Consider the following 16,986-nt stretch of genomic DNA (forward strand, 5'->3'; position numbering starts at 1 on the left):
TTAGAGACCCGCAAGCATCATGAAATAAGTCTGTCGGAAGGACTTGAACTGCTTTTACAAAACGAGCAGCAAGACCGGAAAAATAAGCGTTTTGACCGATTAAAAAAGAATGCTGGCTTCCGTTACCAGGCATCTGTGGAAGAAGTTTACACAGAGTCTGAACGGGGTGTGAGTAAAGAGTTAATGGCATCCCTGGCAACCGGAGGATATATCCAAAACGGAGAATCTGTACTGATAACAGGAGCATCCGGATGTGGTAAGAGTTTTATCGCCTCGGCTCTTGGTCATCAGGCTTGTATGCAGGGCTATAAAGTGGCTTATTTTAACCTTCAAAAGTTACTTTTGAGAACCAAAATGGCGCGTTTAGAAGGTACAATTATCAAGTTCTTTGAAAAGCTGTCCAAAACAAACCTGGTAATAATCGATGACTTTGGTCTTACTTATCTGGAACAGCAACAACGCATGGACTTAATGGAAATAGTGGAAGATCGACATGGTCAAAACTCTATTATCATAGCCAGCCAACTCCCTGTGGCCAACTGGTATGATATTATTGGAGAGGAAACAATAGCGGATGCCATTCTTGACCGGTTGGTTCACACATCACATCGAATCGAATTAAAGGGAGATAGTTTGAGAAAAAAACGGTAATATTGTCAGTCCATCACGCTCTTTGAACCAGTCCAATGTTAGGGGGGGCAATATCACCGGAGAGGGGGGTCAGTATCACCGGAATATCCAATTGCCGAAGAAAGACCAATATTGCCTCTGTTTTTCTTTTTCAGCTTAAGTAGCCTCTGTTTCCCGAATAATTCTAAAATGTTTTGATTAGGACAACAAATATACAGTAGTTCTATAAATAGTGAAACTTTTTTTGTTGATTTTTTATTTTGTGGTTGATTGGATGAAACATTATTTCTCTACTTGCCTAATCCCCTACTAGCCTAATCTACTAATCTCCTACTTGCCTGCTAGCCTAATCCCCTACTTGCCTATAAAACTTCTCATTCCCCATCATACTCAAAATAATCACCAGCACAATGGTAAAAGGATTGAGGGACGCCACCAGCCATGATTCTACACTGATGGATAGCAATATGCCAAAAAGAACTGCCCATACAAGTGGGGAGAAGCGGGAGGCCCTGATGAAGTTGACCAGCCAGCCAAAACAAAAAAGAATCAACCCGACCAGCCCGGTGTCCAGCCACATGGTAAGCCAGCTGTTGTGTACGTTGCCCTGGTGACCATGTTTTTCGAAAAAGTCTTTGTAGTGAGAAAAAACCAATTCGTTGTAAGAAAATCCTTTGCTGAACCAGTAGTTTTTCTGAATGTTTTCCATAGCCACCTGACGTGCCACCACACGCCCTGAACCGGTATCCAGGGTTTCGAGCCGGAAGTAATCTTCTAACCCCAGAGAGAGTACGATGCTTTCGAAATTGGCCATCACATATTGGTACGAGAGAAATATCAGTGACATGACGATAAATCCCATAATGGAATCACGACGTAAGAGGAACCAGGCAGCCAAAAAGAGGGCTGTAGAGAAGATACCGCCGCGACTTCCGCCCAAAATAAGGGAAACAAATATTAGTGCATAAACAAAAATGACCTGGTTGCGGGTAAACAGGTATTTGTGAAAATAAATGACAATAGTAAACAGGGCAGTAAACATAAACCCGTAAATTCCCAGTCCGTTGGGGTTGCCCAATAATCCGGAGAACCGCTCTCCTTTAAATATGACGAATCCGGGGGAGATAAATCGCAATGCCAGACCCGTGGCCAGGACAATGACTCCTACCATAATCAGATGATAGAGAAATCGCTCTTTTTCCCAGGTAAGCAGGAGGTTTACTGTGGGGGGGATTACTGTCAATAGCAATACATATGATACGGTTTTCTGAAATCCTCCAAAGGCTACCGGACTGCCGATTAGGGCAATGAATGCCACCGCAAAAAAGGGAATGAAAGGTTTTATAAAGCGCAGGGGATCGTCTTCTTTGGGCATGACCAGAAAAAGATAGCCCATTACCAGCATCATGGCTGTCTTCAGATTCACGGCAAAGCTGAAGATAGGTTGCCGGCTGTCGCTTAAGGTCAATACCAGCCATAACCCTAACAAAATCCATAGCAAGGCTCCCTTTTTATTCAGCACGAGCATGTGAACGGGTACCACCACATACACCAAAGGTCCTGCGAAGGCTCCGACCAGCACCCAGAACAGGAGGGTGAGATAGTTGTTTTTTTCGTATAGGAGTTCGTTGAGCATAGTATTTAGGTTATTAGGGGATTAGGCTAGTAGGCTAGTAGACAATTAGGCAAGTAGAGTTTAGGGGTTTAGGTCATTAGGTTGATAGGCTAGTAGGCTAGTAGGCCAAAAGGCAAGTAGAGATGTCATTCTGAGCTTGCGAAGAATCTCTGAAAGTACCAATAGTCTAGTAGAGTTTAGGTTATTAGGCAATATATTAACATTAAAAGTTTCATGTATGAATGAAATAGAATTTAATAGTCCGTTTTTTTCGTGCATAAATGAAACGAGCATGACAAGGTTTGTCACTAAAGAACATGTATAAACTTCAATCATGCGAGTTCCATCAGACCAATAACTTAGAATAATTTTATACTGATGAAACGAGCATGATATTTTTTAAGCATAAATATCACAAAAGAATATGTTTAAAAAATATTATGCGAGAGCGAAGCGGTTCCATTCGTTCTCAAATTTTTAATTAGTTCTTTATCAGATAATTACAAATTTTTAAACGAATGAAATTTTTAAGTATTTAAGCTGTTATATTTTTGTATTGGAAAGAAAATCAATTAAATGTATATGTTCTACTCCTTGTACATTCTTAGGAGCATATTGGTCTAATGAAACCACCATTTTTTTATAATTATTATTAACTTCCAATAAATTACCAAATTCTCTGTCAATCACCTGTTGGTCTGGCAATAAATATGCCGCCTGGACGTATAATTTCTTTCCGTTTTTGTATGCAATAAAATCTATTTCTTTATTGCCGGAAACTCCTACTTTAACATCATAGCCGGCAATTTTAAGATGATTAAATACTGCATTCTCAACTACCTGGTTTATCTGTATATTATTTTCGCCGGTTAGGGCATTTTTCAAACCAATGTCTTCAAAATAGTATTTTTCGTTGGTTTCAAATATTTTTTTACCGGACAAATCGCTGCGATTAACTTTAAAAACCAGAAAAGCATTTTCAAGATATGACAGGTAGTCTAAAACAATCTGCGGCGACATTTTCAAGTTTTGCGATTTCAGATAATCGCTTATTTTTTTTGCTGATATTAGGTTTCCTGTATTGTTGGCCAAATATTTCACCAAATTTTCTAAAAAGATGTGGTTTCGGATCTTGTACCGTGTAATTATATCTTTGTAAATTATTGTTGAAAATATATTTCTGAGATATTCAAAAATAACTTCATTTTGGGGCGAAAGATTTATTATATAAGGCAATCCGCCAATTTCCAAATATTTATTCAGACTCTGAATATGGTTTTCTAATTGGTGAAATTCAAGAAATTCTAAGTACGATAATCCATAAACTTTTATTTCGATATACCTGCCGCTTAGGGAACTTGCCAATTCTCCCGAAAGAAGCTTTGCATTGCTGCCGGTGCAGTAAATATCTGTATCAGGCTCGGATGAGAAATGTCTCAGAGCTTTTTCAAAATTTTCAATGTCTTGTATTTCATCAATAAAGATGTAATTTTTGTGATTTTTACGGAATTTATTTGTGCAATATTTAATTAATTCGGTATAATTTTTTATTGTGTCAAATTCGTAGCGCTCTTTGTTTATGTAAATTATATTGGCTTTGGGATCATTATTCTGTATATAATCAATTATCTGAAACAGCAAATAACTTTTCCCCACTCTGCGCTGGCCGACGATTACTTTTATTAAATTTTTTTCCGTAAAAGGGAGAATCTTATCGGTATAAATATTTCGATTTATATATCTGTTTTTCATCTGTACATGAAATTTTTGTAAATATATAAAACTTTTTCATTTATACATGAAAGAATGCTTAACCTAATCCCCGGGATTAAAATCCCGGATCATAAAATGGATCGTGCCTATGGCACTTTGAAGCAAGATATTTGGTAAGACCTGAATGACAGTTTACTTTTCTACTAGCCTAATCTCCTACTAGCCTAATCTCCTACTAGCCTAATCTCCTAATCCCCTACTAGCCTAAACACTTATTCTCCTAATTTCCTGAATTGTTCGTTCTGCCACCTGTTCCCACAAAAACTTCTCTTTAATTCTATCTACTGATATTTTCTTCATTTTCAGTAGATTTTCATTATCCATATTGAGCATGTTTATCATGGCATTTTTTAATTGATTTTTGTTGCCCGGTTCTATTAAAATGCCATTGTTGCTGTCAACCTGCTCACTGACCGCCCCAACATCCGATGCGATAATTGCACACCCTGATGCCATTGCTTCTAAGATTACTGTGGGCATGCCTTCACTCCAGGAAGGACAGACGAGTACGTCGGCATTCCGGAGGATTTGCTGTATTTTTTTTTCGTCGTGGATGGGGCCGTGGTAAACTAGACGAGTAGGCGAGTAGGGGATTAGGCTAGTAGGGGAGTAGGCAAGTGGGTTATTAGATGTTTTGGTTGCGGGTTGGTTACCCCCTTCAGGGGGGCAGGGGGTGAGCGAAGGGGAGGTTAGGCTAGTAGACGAGTAGGAGTTTAGGTGAGTAGAGGTTAGGTGTTTGGATTTGGGGATGGGACCGATGAAATGAAATTCGAATGGTTGGTTTTCTTTCATTAAATGTTGAAGAACTGAATGAAGCTCTTCGATGCCTTTACGTCTCTCATATCGCCCAATGAAAGCAAATTTTCTGATTTTGCTTTTTTGCTCGGGAGCTTCATCAATCAGCCAATCGTTTGTAATACCAATTGGCATTTCGATAATATTATTTTTTGCCGTAGTTAGCTTTTTTTGTATATGCGTTAACTTACCACCTAATGAAAAAATGATATCTGAATGGCGAATATTCCATTTTACCCATGGGCGAAGTAACAAATGTTCCAGTTTAATTCTCAGTGAGGGTGCTTTTTGAAACATTTCAACCCCATGAAAGTTGATGCCTGTTTTAATTCTGCCCCATGCTCCAGGTTCTTTCCGCCTTGCAAGAAACTCCCATCCGGAAAACCCTTGAATATAGACAAAGTCTGGTTGTGGTTGTTGAATAAACTTCTTGTAAACCCGTTTTGAGTAAATATAGCTCTCACGGATATAATGGCCCGGATATTTTGCCCGCTTTGGAAAATGAACCGGGAAAAATTGAAGGTTTTGTAACTCCTCCTCTGTAAAACCTTCCGGGGTTGTTGGAAGGGGCTGACCCTCTGGGATGGCATGATAAACATCAACCTTTACCCCTGTACGGGCCAGGTACTTGGCCAGGTAGTAGCTGTGTTTTTGCATGCCACCCATGATGTGAGGGTAAATGCCGTCGGTGAGGAGGGAGAGGTGCATGAAGTTAGTTATTATGTGTTAGGACGCAGCAGAGCTGCTTTAGGTTTTAGGATGTTGCCGTTATGCGGTGCACGGTGTGTCGGTTTTGCTGTTGACTAATTGAAGTTCACTTTTAGAAACTATTTTTCGAAGGTGTAAAAACCAATGCTCGAAACGATGCTTGTTGAACAATAGCTTTTGAATATGAAGTTAGACTTGAGTTGTTATTATCTTCCGGCCAAAACTTTTTTGCCCAACCAATTATACCCTTTTATCCGGTGGATGCCGTTTTGCAAGCCTTTGATATATAGGGTAAATAGCCCCTTAGGATTATGGAACGATTTTACGCGATCAAATAAACGGTTGCGTTCTTCTGCCGAAATATTGCCCAAATCATACTGAACCTGTGCCGTTAAATAAGCGGACTGGAAGGTGCCATTGAGTGCTTTAAATAATGGAGCCTTATCGTTACGGACTTTTATGATTTGCTTCATTTTGCTTGAATATAACTCAACAGCTTTAATAAAGGTTTCTACAAACTGATAAGGTGCTTTTAATTTGCGCTTTTCATCAATTCGGTAATAAAAATCAGGAGCTCCACCAATAATCTTGTATTTTACACCGGGTTGCAACAAAGCGCGGGTATGCAATTCCACATCCTGTAAGCGCGGAAAGGTTTCATCAAAGCCATTTAAACGTTTTAAAAATGAGGTTTTCCAGATGGGTAATGAAATATTCCAGGGGAGTATATGGGCTAAAAATTGTTTTGCATGATTCCCTTGAGAGGGAATCCATTGTGAATTACTGTCGCCAATGTTCCTATAGAAAGTACCTCCGGAGAATACGAGGAAATGATGATCGGGGTTCTGTTTTATATGGTTTAGTCTATTTGACAAACAATTTGGGGTTAAAATGTCATCCGAATCTAAGAACATTGTATAATTTCCTTGTGCGTTTTTCAGGCCTATATTACGACAGGTTGAACCTCCCTTGGGTTGGCGATTCCGTTCGAAAAGCCGAAAACGCTTATCTTGCTTGCAATATTGTTTAATTATTTCGATGGATTGATCGGTGGAACCATCATCGACAATAATGGCTTCCCAGTTTTCATGAGTTTGGGCAATAACGGATTGAATAGTTTTTTGTATGAAGTTGGCCTTGTTGTAGTTTGGGATGATGATGGAAACCAATGGATGGATGTTATTTTGTTGCATGTGTTTGGTTGGGAATTTTGGTGGAAAAGAGTTAGAAACTCATGATTGAAAGTTGTTAGCGTGTAAATTTTTATTTGTAATTATTCCTTTGCACACCCCCTTGGCCCCAAGAGGAGGTACGCTACCGTGCGATTCCTTTTGAATTGTTACATTTGTATGTTTTCATTTATTGCGAGTTGTGGGGTTGCTCGGTCCTCCCCTTTAGGGGAGTTAGCGGGGTGTGGGTAGGGCAGTTGAAAAAACTACCTTAATAAATCCTTGCATGTCTTTTTTAACTGTTCTACTACCTTCTCAATATTTTCTATTACCCCTTTATTCTTTAACCGGATAACCTTAATCCCCAAACGTTCAAGTTTTGCTGTTCGGTTTACATCGTATTCGTTTTGTTCCGAGTTGTTGTGGATACTGCCATCCAGTTCAATTACCAACTTGATTTTGTGGCAGTAGTAATCAGCTATGAAAATGTCTATTGGGTGTTGGCGACGGGAAACCCAGTCCTAATTTTTGATTATCTTTAATATACTCCCATAGCTTAAGTTCAGCCGGCGTCATATTTTTTCGTAGTTCTCGGCTTTTTCGTAAATGTGCGGTTTTGCGTTAAAGAACATATTTACTTGGTAACTAACAGCCATTTGTGTGTTTTAAATAGAATGCAATTTTATGTGCTTTACTGAGTTTGCCCTCCCTGCGCTCTACCCCCTGCCCCCCTATATGGGGTGCCACAACCGCACGATTTTAATGAATTTGAAATATGCGGATGTATTATTATATAAGGTTTTGTGGGTTAGCCGGTCCTCCCATTAAAGGGAGTTAGAGTGGTTGTAGGAAGGGTAAGTTGATGACTTTTATTTAAAACATTCGTTTTTTTTGTCCTTGCGCTCACACCCTGGCTCCCTATAGGGGGGACCTCCACCGCGAGTTCCTTTTTGGATGGGAACATTAGGTTGTATCAAAATCCCATGTGGATTGTGGGTTGGTTCGGTACTCCCTTTTTGGGGAGCCAGAGGGGGAACGGGGTAGAGTTAAATGAAAAGCCTACCGACCTAACAACTTCCTTGCCACTTCTGCACCCCAAAAGCCTAGTGCCCTATATAAAATCAAATATCCCCTTGTTGAATGCTCCTGTTTTTCAAATGGCCGGTATCGGTCTTTCAGGTGTTTTTTATATAAAGTATGGGCCTCAATTAGATTCTCATTGGCCATGATTTTCAGAATTCCGAAAAGTCCATCATCAAAGAACCTTTTTTCTTGTGCAAATAGTGTTGATTTATTTTCTGCAATCCATTGAACCATTTCCACTCTTTTTTCAAAATAGCGAATCCACTTTTTAGAATGATTTTGTTGCGATATCTGCCCCTCCGGCCGTTCCCTCACGATTGTCAGTGGCTTATCATCAAATATAACGTTTTCGGTTACTTGTAATAATCTGAACATCAAATCGGCTTCCTGACTGCTTTTAAGGGATTCGTCCCACCCGTTGATTGCTTCGATGTAATTGCGGTTCCAGAGATTGGAACTGGTAATGCCAAGTTGTGTGGCAAACAGACTTTTGAAAGGGTGTTCTTTGTTTAGGCTAGTTTTGGTTTCATTGCCCTTAAGGTCTCGTTTCAGGCAGGTGGCAGCGATAAAGGGGACATCGACAGCTGGCGTGTTGTTGATAAGTGCCACCTGGTGCGCCACTTTTTCAGGCTTCAGCAAATCGTCTGCATCCAAAAACTGCAACCATTCTCCCTTGCTTAACTGCAAGCCTTTGTTGCGAGCCGCGGGGGCGCCCGGTTTCATTTCTTTGTCGACGATGAGTTGCGGGTATTGTAGTTTAAGTTGCTCCAGCTTTTGCCAGGTACCGTCGGTGCTGTTGTTGTCGATGCAGATGACTTCAATATGGAGGTAGGTTTGGGCAAAGGCCGAGTGGATGCACTCTTCGATGTAGGGGGAGACGTTGTAGGCGGGGATGATTATGGAGACTGATATTTTGTTTTCCGGGTTCATACGAAAATTAATTTTGCATGAGTTTATGAAGAATTCGCCAATGTCTGCGAATCTGTTGTTTAATTTTGGAGTGTGGTTCCATTGTTGCATGTGCTTTTTTTGCATAAGACAAATAATTGCCCCAATCCTGCTTCTTCGTATGAATAAAATTAGATTTGTCTTTTGGATCACGCACTCTTTTTCTGCGACGATGACTGCCCAAATATGAGAACTTTTTGTAAAGTCTGTTTTTGAATAATTCACCGAATGTAGTTGTATTACCAAACCGAAGAGCGTGGTGTTTACCTTTTTTTACAGACCTTTTCATACGGCGGTAAAATTTGGACAGACTTGCTGATTTTAGGTAGGCATTTTCACCGTCAAATTCAAAACCCAGATATTCAAAACGATTGTTGGTATCTAAATACTCACCTCTTTTGTGATAACAGGTTATTTTATTATCCTTATTTTGGAAAAGAAAGACCTGCGTTTTTTCTTCCTGTATTTCTAACTTTTCTTCAGAAATAGCCTTTCGCATCCAGCTTTTTACTTGTTCTTCATAGTCAGAAGGACAAACAACAACCATATCATCAGAATACCTGCGGTATATTCCACCGATTTCTGTAACTTTTTTGTTTATGGTTGTATCAAACTCAAGCATATAAAGATTGGCCAGAATTGCACTTATTGTTGCCCCCTGCGGTATTCCTTTTTTTCTTAATTCTTTTGTTTCCTGGTTTAGGTATTTGTTATTCTTTATGTATTGATGTCTGTTATCCCATTTTAAATAATCTTTTTTTGTACAAAAAGCTATGGCATTTTGGTTGTGTAAATACTTAAGTCTTGTAACCCTCTTTCGTTTTTTGTTATTATGGATTTTAGGGTTTTTTGAGTGATTTTGTGTTATGATTTGGTTTTTGAAGTTTTCGAAAATATCTATCTCATCTATGTATGAGAATTTAGTGATATTCCGGAACACATTGTAATGGTCATCAGGTAGATTAAACCTCGTTAATAACCTTTGCCAACTGTGTTTTATTTTTTTGTGGTCAATGTTTTTAAAGAAACCCTTGATGTCAAAAACAATGGCAACCATTTCTGATTTGGTTTCTTTGCTAATATATTTGAATACATCATTGGCAAAGTCAATATTGCATTTTTTTTTACCACAGGGTTTTAGTGGGTTTATCGGGATTTTTCGATAGGCTGTTACACAATCATTGATTTCTCTTTCTTTTATTTGCTCTTCATACAAATATTGAAGTGTATTCGCATAAAAGCTGTAAATATTTGAATCCAGATGGCTTGCATAATGAATTGGGCGTGTTTTTGGTTTATTGTTTATCCGTGTTCTTGAACGGCTTCCATCAGGCAAATCGTATTTTCTAAACTTTCTTTGTTTTATTTCCCGGTGAATAAAAGGCAGAAAGGCATGAGTTGCTACTTTTTCAGGATCACTTACGTATTTTGCTACCCATTGCCTGTCATTACCAGTTAAGGGAAGTCCAATATGCGGATATTGCTTTTGTTTATACCAATCTTTCTCCATATGATAAAAAATGCAGCAAAGAACAGTCCAATACGGGGCAAGCTTGACCGGCACATGCTAATACGACACCCCATTAGGTATCGCCCCTGCATTTTGGGATGCAAATATTAGTAACTTTGAAACCAATAACAATCTATATGATTGAAATGATATTCACTACTACCAAATGTATGCACGAGAGATGGGAACTTTTGATAAGTTTCTGCGTAGAAATTATTGTTTCTACTTGTTTCTCTCATGAAATACATGTTCCTCATCAACATATATTATGATGAGCCTGAACCAAAAAACGTGACCGGCCGGCACTGTTCATTTGCTGCACTGTATGTTTTTTTACGTAATTGAAATTGACTATTTATAATTCACAGATTCTTTAGCGTATTTGTGAATCTTTGATAATTAATTTCTGCATTGAAGTGATTATTCCAATAATTGTAAACCTTTTGACGAAAACCTGCATTTCTTGAAAAACTCATGAATACTTCTTGAAGATTCTGGGCTATTTCTATTGGTTCGGGGTGTTCAGAAAGCAGAATTCCTGTCGAGTTATTTACAATTTCATTTGTACCACCCACATTTGTGGCAAGAACAGGTATGCCATATCCGGTAGCTTCCATTATACTTACCGGTAATCCCTCCGATGATGAGGTGTTTATAAAACAATCAACAAAATTGTTTTGAAAATATTGGAGTACTGCCTGATTAGGAATCATTCCTTTAAATTCTGTCTTGATATTATCAGGTAAATTCTTTTTTGCTAAATCTTTTACTTGCTTCAGTAAAGGTCCATCTCCAAAATGAACCCACCGTATTTGAAAGTCCGTAATTTTTGCAAGGGCCTCCACTATTAGGTGAACTCTTTTAATATCAATCAACCGCGAACAACTTACCAGTAGGTATTCCTTGTTGGCGGGTATCGACAGGTTTAATCGGTGATTATTTTCAATACCGAGATACGATAATTGGTATTTGTGTTGGTACTGAGGGTATTTGGACTTAATGTATTCCACACCGTTTTTTGAGATCAGGAAAAGCTTTGATACATTCTTTAATTGAAATTTCCTGAATGGTATAAATCCTTCCCTATGTCGGTCTTCATATAGGTCGAACCCATGTGCTCGTGAGATGTAACCTTTTATCCTTTTTTTTGACTTTAGGATTGATAGTAACGTACTTTGCTCATTGAACCAATAGGTGTAGTGCAATGTGTTGTCAATGAGGTTGTTGTTTTTTAGGAAATAGAAAAGTACTTCTGCCTGATATCCGGCCCGGAGTAGTGTGCTTAATGTGAGGATTTTATTATTGGATTTTAAAATGGCCGGCAGGATGGGGAAAAGCCATGGCCCAATGTTTTTTATTCCTTTTGGGGTGGAATACTCGGAATAATCCGCTTTTAATACTTCTACATTTTCCGGTACCAGCCGCTTTTTTGCGTCTGTATTATTGGGAATAATGACAACTTTTTTAAAGGCATTGGCAAGATACTTTATTTCGGTTTCGATGAATTGTTCGCCCAGTCCGTAGGGGTAGTTGGCGGTATGGAGACAGAGATTGTGACTCATTTTACCAGACTGAAGAGTTTTGTATTGATTTGTTAAAAATAACTGGCGAATATACAGGTGTCTCAAATAACAAAGCCAAAGCGTTCCTTCATTAGAATATTCATTTCCTGTTTCATTTCCTTTGTTAAATTGGCTCTGAGTGTATATTCTTCCGGAAATAGGGGTACGTTTTTCATTTCTTCTTTTCGTTGTTCAATGAATGCTTTGTAGGTGCCCAATATTCTGCATGGATTTCCAGCCGCGAGGCTATTATTAGGTATATCTTTGGTCACTACAGATCCAGCTCCAATTATAACATCATTACCGATGTAAACACCGGGTAAAACAATTGCTCCTGCTCCAATAAATACATTGTTGCCTATTTTTACTTTTCCTATTCTTGTGTAGTTCAATGGCTTTTTAGTGCTTGCATCGTGCGCTAAAATATGTACTCTGGGGGCAAGGGTTACATTATCGCCGATGGTAATGTGCCAACAGTGTGAAGAGTCAATTATCACACCTCCCATCATGTGAAAGTTCTGCCCCACGATTAACCCTTTTCTTTTTAAATCCTCTATTGGAGAGAAGGGCTTAGGCGGATTTATGAGTCGATGAATAATACGTTTAATAAGTCTAACCATTTTTATTCTTTTGTAATTTAATTATAGATTTTAAAAAGAGCTTACAGTAGAATAAAACAGAATAATTTTTCAAATAAGGGTTGTTAATGGCTTCGAGAAAAAGTGAAAAACTAAACTGCGGTGGGTCAATAAAATTATTATCTATATATTGCTTAACTGCTCTGCGGTGTTTGCTACTCAGGTTAAGAAAAACTTCATGGGGCAGTTTTTTTGAACAAATGGCATCTAACGCAATTAAATTCTTTAAGGTTATTTTTTTATAAATATGTATATCTATCAAAACCTCTTTTTCATCTTTTGAAAACAGGTGGCTTCTTTCTGCAAAAAAGGTTGAATAAAATTTGTCGGCATTATTTTTCCAAGAACCCTCCCAATGATGAATGGTATAGCTGTTTTTGATGGATTTTAAGGTGCCATCGTACTGCATGGGATAAAATACTTCTGAACCGGGTATAAAATAATCCTCCGAATTAAGATTATTTTCCTCCACAAGGATATCATTTAGCAATAAAGGTATGGGCTCAAGTAATACCAATTTATCATAGTACTCTATTAAACGGCTAATTGAACTGCATCCAGGAACGGCTCCAATGATTCCACAGCTTACCTGCTTGTCGACTTCTTCGCCTGCCAGGAATGTGTAAGTTCTGAATTGCTCAGGAAAGGGTTTTATCACTTCCATGTCTGTATCCAGATATATACCACCGTACTCTTTTAAAGCTAGTAATCTTGCATAATCTGCTACGTAGGCCCATTTTTTTTCTTTGTAACAAAAGTTCATAAATTCGTTTTCGGTAATGCCGATATTAGTTTCATTCCATTCCTTAATTTCATAATCTGGCAAAAACGTCTTCCAACTGGTAATGCATTTCTTTATTAAATCATTTTTCGGATTACCTCCAAACCAGCAGTAGTGAATTATCTTAGGAATCATATTGTGTTTTGGTTATTTTCTTTAGTTTATGATGATATGGAAAAGCTTGTAGTAGGAGATTAAGATTTATTGAAATAGGCCGCCATTTTTTTAGTTTTTCATCAATAAGGGAGTAGTCTATGTTATCAACTATACTAATTGGCTCTTTTTCTTCTCTTTTAACAGATAAAAAATAGTCGTGGAATTTAAAATTATTTCCAACAATTTTATCTCCAAAAGAAATCCAAGCATTTGGAATATTATAGGCATCAGAAATAATTAAGCCATGTAAGGAACTTGAGATAATGTATTGACAGGAATGAATTTGTTTTACAAATGTTTTAAAATTACCTCCCGTTTGGATGTCAATTATTAAAACATCATTTTCTTGTTCTAATAATTTAATATTTTTGTGATCTTTATCAATATAATGAGGTATTACCCCTATTTTATATTTTTTTTTGATTTGAGGGGCAGAATAGACTAATGGGAAAAGCAAGGCGGGATCTCCATAAATCTCAGGACAATCAATGTTGTGTTTTAAAAGTAATTTTCGGGTTAAAGGTCCTCTTACGGCACAAATACAAAGGGGGTCTTCTTTTGGTAGATGGTTTTCTGAAATGCAGCCTGCCCCCCAAATAATTGATCGATTATTTGATAAGTGAATAATGCTACCTATCATTAATAAGTTATCAATGTTTGAATTTTGAATTGAATTGAAAAAGGCAATTTGGAAATTTGAAATTTTTTTTATTAAAATTTTGTTTAGCGCATCTCCGAAATTTTTGCTATTGGTATAGCCATTGATTATTAAAGTGCTTTTTCTAAAAAAGCGCAAATTATATTTTGAGGAAATTATATCAATAAGTGGAATTTTTTGAAAAAAAACTAAATCAAGAACATTTTTATACTTTGGGAGTAGTTTTACCAATATTTTATATATAAATATTTTTCCTTTTTGAATATTAAGCAAATCTCTTATCAATGTAACAGCTCCTTGTTTATTATTTCTGTAATCGAGTTTTGTAGATATTTTTTTCAGTAGTCTTTTATATAATTTTTTATTGATTAAACCAGTTGAAAGTGCATGATTAAGATCTACTTTGTATTGGTTGAGGATTTCTTTTTTATTGATAGATTTAGAGTTTATTGGAGAAGTAATGCTACTATCATGTTTTCTGTATTTTATCAAGTTTTTATTTAATAAGCCTATACTTCCCAAAATAAAGCACCGTAGCAAGAATGTTGTGTCTTCGGTTGGGCAAGAAGGGGATAAAGGAGGAAAATAATGAATAACTTTCCGGCTAATAGTTCTTGAGGGACCGTTTATATGAAAATATTTTTTTGATAGAAAAAAATCAAGAGAATAAATCTTGCTTTCAGTTATAGATTGCTCTTTTAATTTTAATCCTTGCTTATCTATAATTTTAAGTCCGGTGCTAACAGCTAGAATGTCTTTTTTTTTATTAAAAAAGGCTATAGTTTCATCTATCCTATCTGGTAAAGAGATATCATCGCCTGCTGCCATGGCTAAATATTCACCTTTTGCAACTTTGTATAATACTGTATTTACATGTTCTGCTAAACCTAAATTTTTTTGGTTTTGTCTGACTATTAATTTGTGAGGTCCTTTGTAATTAGCAACTTTTTTCTCAATTATCTGGAAAGTAGAATCTGTTGAGCAATCATCTGATATTATAATTTCTAAGGGTGAATAAGTTTGATTTAGAGCTCCTTCGATTGCTTCTTCAATAAATTTTTCTTGATTATAGCAAAACAAGCAAAAGGATACTAATGGATTTTTATTCATAATGATTAATTATTTCGGTAATTTTATGCTCCTCCTCTAATTTCATTACCGGACTAATCGGCAAACTCAAAATCTCCTCATGTATTTTTTCTGTAATTGGCCAGTGTTGATTGTTCCATTCTTTATAGGCATTTTGTTTATGAGGAGGAACAGGATAATGGATTAGTGTCTGGATGCCATTATCGGCAAGGTATTGCTGTAATTTGTCGCGTTGTTTGCATCGGATAGGGTAGATGTGCCAAACGTGAGAAAGAGGGTTGGAGGGTTGAAAAAAATCCTTGGTTACAGGTAAGATGATATTTGGGTTTATTATGTTTTCGGTGTAAAAGCGGGCGATTTCTGCACGTCGATTGTTGTCTTCATCAAGCTCACTTAGTTTCGGGCGTAAAACAGCAGCTTGTATTTCATCAAGGCGGCTGTTGAGCCCTTTGTAATCGTTGATGTATTTTTTAGAAGATCCATAATTGGCAATGGCACGTATGGTATTTGCCAATTGCTTGTCATTGGTGGTAACAGCACCTGCATCACCCAATGCTCCGAGGTTTTTTCCGGGATAGAAACTGTGACCGGCTGCATGCCCGATACAGCCTGTTCGTTTCTTCCCGTAGTAACAGCCCTGTGCTTGTGCGTTGTCTTCAATAAGTTTCAGGTTATATTTTACTACCAGCCTTTCGATTTCCGGATGCATTGCATTTTGGCCGTAAAGATGAACAATCATTATCCCTTTAGTTCTTGAAGTGATTTTGTCTTCAACTTTAGAGGGATCTATGTTGTAGGTGTTAATATCGGGTTCCACCAATACCGGCTTCAGGTTGTTATCGCTAATGGACAGAATGGATGCAATGTATGTGTTGGCCGGCACAATAATTTCATCACCCTCCTGTATCTGCCCCAATTCTGTGTAAGCGCGGAATATAAGGCGCAAAGCATCCAGACCGTTGGCTACCCCAATGCAGTAATTGGTGCCGATAAATTTTGCATATTCTTTCTCAAAAGCATTTACCTCATTGCCCTGCAGGTACCATCCACTTGTCAGTACGCGGTCGATGCCTTTTTCGATTTCAATTCTATGTGGAAGGTTTACCTGCTCGAGATTCAGGAAAGAAATGTTTTTTTCTTCCTGTTCTTCGATTTCTGAAATTGCTTCATCAACAGTGATTGTGAGGTTACTTTGTTGAAGAAATTTTTTGTCGCGGGTAATAATTTTACTGTTCTTAAGTGTTCGAGCCGATAGTTCGATCAGGTAATCTTCAATATCTGTTATAGCAAGTTCATTTGAAGAGTCAATGTAAGCGGGCGTTTTTACAATATCGCATTTTTTCAAAAAGGTATCTATTAGTTTTTTTGTAATAGCCGGATCAATTTTATTCTTTGAGTTTTCTCTTTGAACAATGAAATGGATATTATGAAGTTGGGATGATGAAATATAAATATTCAAGTTGTTTTGAACTTTGAATAATTTATATAATTCAGATACCTTATCATAGAAAGGCTCCCTTTTAAGCAGTATATCCAGAATTACATTGGTGTCCCAATAATATTTAGAGCTCATACTTCTCTTTTAAAGCATCGTACAATAAGTCGTCATCATCCTTACCAGAAGCTTTGTATTGGTAATCGGGAGGCGTACTTTCATGCAATGCTTTGATAAAGTCATCTTCTGGAAATTGTCTGTATAACACTTGAGTTTTTTTAAAAGCATCACTTTCCTGAGTATGTGATTTCTTTATTTTTTCTTCAGGAATAATATTTTTTCTGTCAATCTCAATGAAAAATTTGTCCGCAAGATCCTGTGGTGGATTGACTAAAACAAACTCATTGTTTTTTTTAATGATATGTAGTTGCATGGC

General features: G+C 37.3%; 14 protein-coding genes and 1 pseudogene. 1 reads left to right on the forward strand and 14 read right to left on the reverse strand.

Annotated elements, in window-relative coordinates; genetic code table 11:
• The coding region (gene istB, locus BY457_RS04825; RefSeq protein ID WP_106152199.1) for an IS21-like element helper ATPase IstB at positions 1-651 on the forward strand (651 nt) is incomplete at its 5' end.
• 325 nt (positions 652-976) lie between these two features.
• On the opposite strand, the gene BY457_RS04830 is transcribed toward istB, so the two are convergent.
• From BY457_RS04830 to BY457_RS04890, 14 genes and pseudogenes are all read right to left on the reverse strand, one after another.
• Complete coding sequence (locus BY457_RS04830) at positions 977-2,266, reverse strand: O-antigen ligase family protein (RefSeq protein WP_106152200.1); 1,290 nt, start codon at positions 2,264-2,266, stop codon at positions 977-979.
• 522 nt (positions 2,267-2,788) lie between these two features.
• Positions 2,789-3,997, reverse strand: a complete 1,209-nt coding sequence (locus BY457_RS04835) for an ATP-binding protein (protein WP_106152201.1) — start codon at positions 3,995-3,997, stop codon at positions 2,789-2,791.
• Between the two features lie 225 nt (positions 3,998-4,222).
• Complete coding sequence (locus BY457_RS04840) at positions 4,223-5,479, reverse strand: glycosyltransferase family 4 protein (protein ID WP_258176616.1); 1,257 nt, start codon at positions 5,477-5,479, stop codon at positions 4,223-4,225.
• A 248-nt stretch (positions 5,480-5,727) separates the two neighbouring features.
• Positions 5,728-6,690, reverse strand: coding sequence for a glycosyltransferase family 2 protein (locus BY457_RS04845; RefSeq protein ID WP_181256378.1), 963 nt, complete (start codon positions 6,688-6,690; stop codon positions 5,728-5,730).
• 266 nt (positions 6,691-6,956) lie between these two features.
• Positions 6,957-7,187: pseudogene (locus tag BY457_RS19215) on the reverse strand (endonuclease domain-containing protein); the annotation flags it as partial.
• Positions 7,165-7,266: a hypothetical protein gene (locus BY457_RS19325; protein WP_374956692.1), complete on the reverse strand. Its 102-nt coding sequence runs from the start codon at positions 7,264-7,266 to the stop codon at positions 7,165-7,167. The pseudogene BY457_RS19215 and the gene BY457_RS19325, both read right to left, overlap by 23 nt.
• 483 nt (positions 7,267-7,749) lie before the next feature.
• The gene (locus tag BY457_RS04855) at positions 7,750-8,703 is read right to left on the reverse strand and encodes a glycosyltransferase family 2 protein (RefSeq protein ID WP_258176617.1); all 954 of its coding nucleotides are present in this window, start codon (positions 8,701-8,703) and stop codon (positions 7,750-7,752) included.
• A gap of 7 nt (positions 8,704-8,710) precedes the next feature.
• Entirely contained in the window at positions 8,711-10,231 is a 1,521-nt protein-coding gene (locus tag BY457_RS04860) for a reverse transcriptase domain-containing protein (RefSeq protein WP_106152204.1), read from the reverse strand.
• A 362-nt stretch (positions 10,232-10,593) separates the two neighbouring features.
• Positions 10,594-11,793, reverse strand: coding sequence for a glycosyltransferase (locus BY457_RS04865; protein ID WP_106152205.1), 1,200 nt, complete (start codon positions 11,791-11,793; stop codon positions 10,594-10,596).
• 62 nt (positions 11,794-11,855) lie between these two features.
• Positions 11,856-12,413 (reverse strand): acyltransferase, encoded by a 558-nt coding sequence (locus tag BY457_RS04870; protein ID WP_106152206.1) that lies wholly within the window; start codon positions 12,411-12,413, stop codon positions 11,856-11,858.
• On the reverse strand, positions 12,406-13,347 hold the full coding sequence (locus BY457_RS04875) for a glycosyltransferase family 32 protein (RefSeq protein WP_106152207.1): 942 nt from the start codon (positions 13,345-13,347) through the stop codon (positions 12,406-12,408). Before BY457_RS04875 ends, BY457_RS04870 begins: the two co-directional genes overlap by 8 nt.
• On the reverse strand, positions 13,337-15,136 hold the full coding sequence (locus tag BY457_RS04880; RefSeq protein WP_106152208.1) for a glycosyltransferase: 1,800 nt from the start codon (positions 15,134-15,136) through the stop codon (positions 13,337-13,339). The genes BY457_RS04875 and BY457_RS04880 overlap by 11 nt, the downstream gene beginning before the upstream one ends.
• Positions 15,129-16,688: a DegT/DnrJ/EryC1/StrS family aminotransferase gene (locus BY457_RS04885; RefSeq protein ID WP_106152209.1), complete on the reverse strand. Its 1,560-nt coding sequence runs from the start codon at positions 16,686-16,688 to the stop codon at positions 15,129-15,131. Before BY457_RS04885 ends, BY457_RS04880 begins: the two co-directional genes overlap by 8 nt.
• Entirely contained in the window at positions 16,678-16,983 is a 306-nt protein-coding gene (locus BY457_RS04890) for a hypothetical protein (protein ID WP_106152210.1), read from the reverse strand. The genes BY457_RS04885 and BY457_RS04890 overlap by 11 nt, the downstream gene beginning before the upstream one ends.
• Positions 16,984-16,986: the final 3 nt, after the last annotated feature.

Source organism: Marinilabilia salmonicolor, from assembly GCF_003003035.1.
GTDB lineage: Bacteria > Bacteroidota > Bacteroidia > Bacteroidales > Marinilabiliaceae > Marinilabilia > Marinilabilia salmonicolor_A.

Excerpts from the sequence above, each read along its gene's own strand:
- BY457_RS04830 (WP_106152200.1), bottom strand. The coding sequence starts at position 2,266 with ATGCTCAACGAACTCCTATACGAAAAAAACAACTATCTCACCCTCCTG.
- BY457_RS04860 (WP_106152204.1), bottom strand. The coding sequence starts at position 10,231 with ATGGAGAAAGATTGGTATAAACAAAAGCAATATCCGCATATTGGACTT.
- BY457_RS19325 (WP_374956692.1), bottom strand. The coding sequence starts at position 7,266 with ATGACGCCGGCTGAACTTAAGCTATGGGAGTATATTAAAGATAATCAA.
- BY457_RS04840 (WP_258176616.1), bottom strand. The coding sequence starts at position 5,479 with ATGGGTGGCATGCAAAAACACAGCTACTACCTGGCCAAGTACCTGGCC.
- BY457_RS04880 (WP_106152208.1), bottom strand. The coding sequence starts at position 15,136 with ATGAATAAAAATCCATTAGTATCCTTTTGCTTGTTTTGCTATAATCAA.
- BY457_RS04890 (WP_106152210.1), bottom strand. The coding sequence starts at position 16,983 with ATGCAACTACATATCATTAAAAAAAACAATGAGTTTGTTTTAGTCAAT.
- BY457_RS04885 (WP_106152209.1), bottom strand. The coding sequence starts at position 16,688 with ATGAGCTCTAAATATTATTGGGACACCAATGTAATTCTGGATATACTG.
- BY457_RS04875 (WP_106152207.1), bottom strand. The coding sequence starts at position 13,347 with ATGATTCCTAAGATAATTCACTACTGCTGGTTTGGAGGTAATCCGAAA.
- BY457_RS04870 (WP_106152206.1), bottom strand. The coding sequence starts at position 12,413 with ATGGTTAGACTTATTAAACGTATTATTCATCGACTCATAAATCCGCCT.
- BY457_RS04855 (WP_258176617.1), bottom strand. The coding sequence starts at position 8,703 with ATGAACCCGGAAAACAAAATATCAGTCTCCATAATCATCCCCGCCTAC.
- BY457_RS04865 (WP_106152205.1), bottom strand. The coding sequence starts at position 11,793 with ATGAGTCACAATCTCTGTCTCCATACCGCCAACTACCCCTACGGACTG.
- BY457_RS04835 (WP_106152201.1), bottom strand. The coding sequence starts at position 3,997 with ATGAAAAACAGATATATAAATCGAAATATTTATACCGATAAGATTCTC.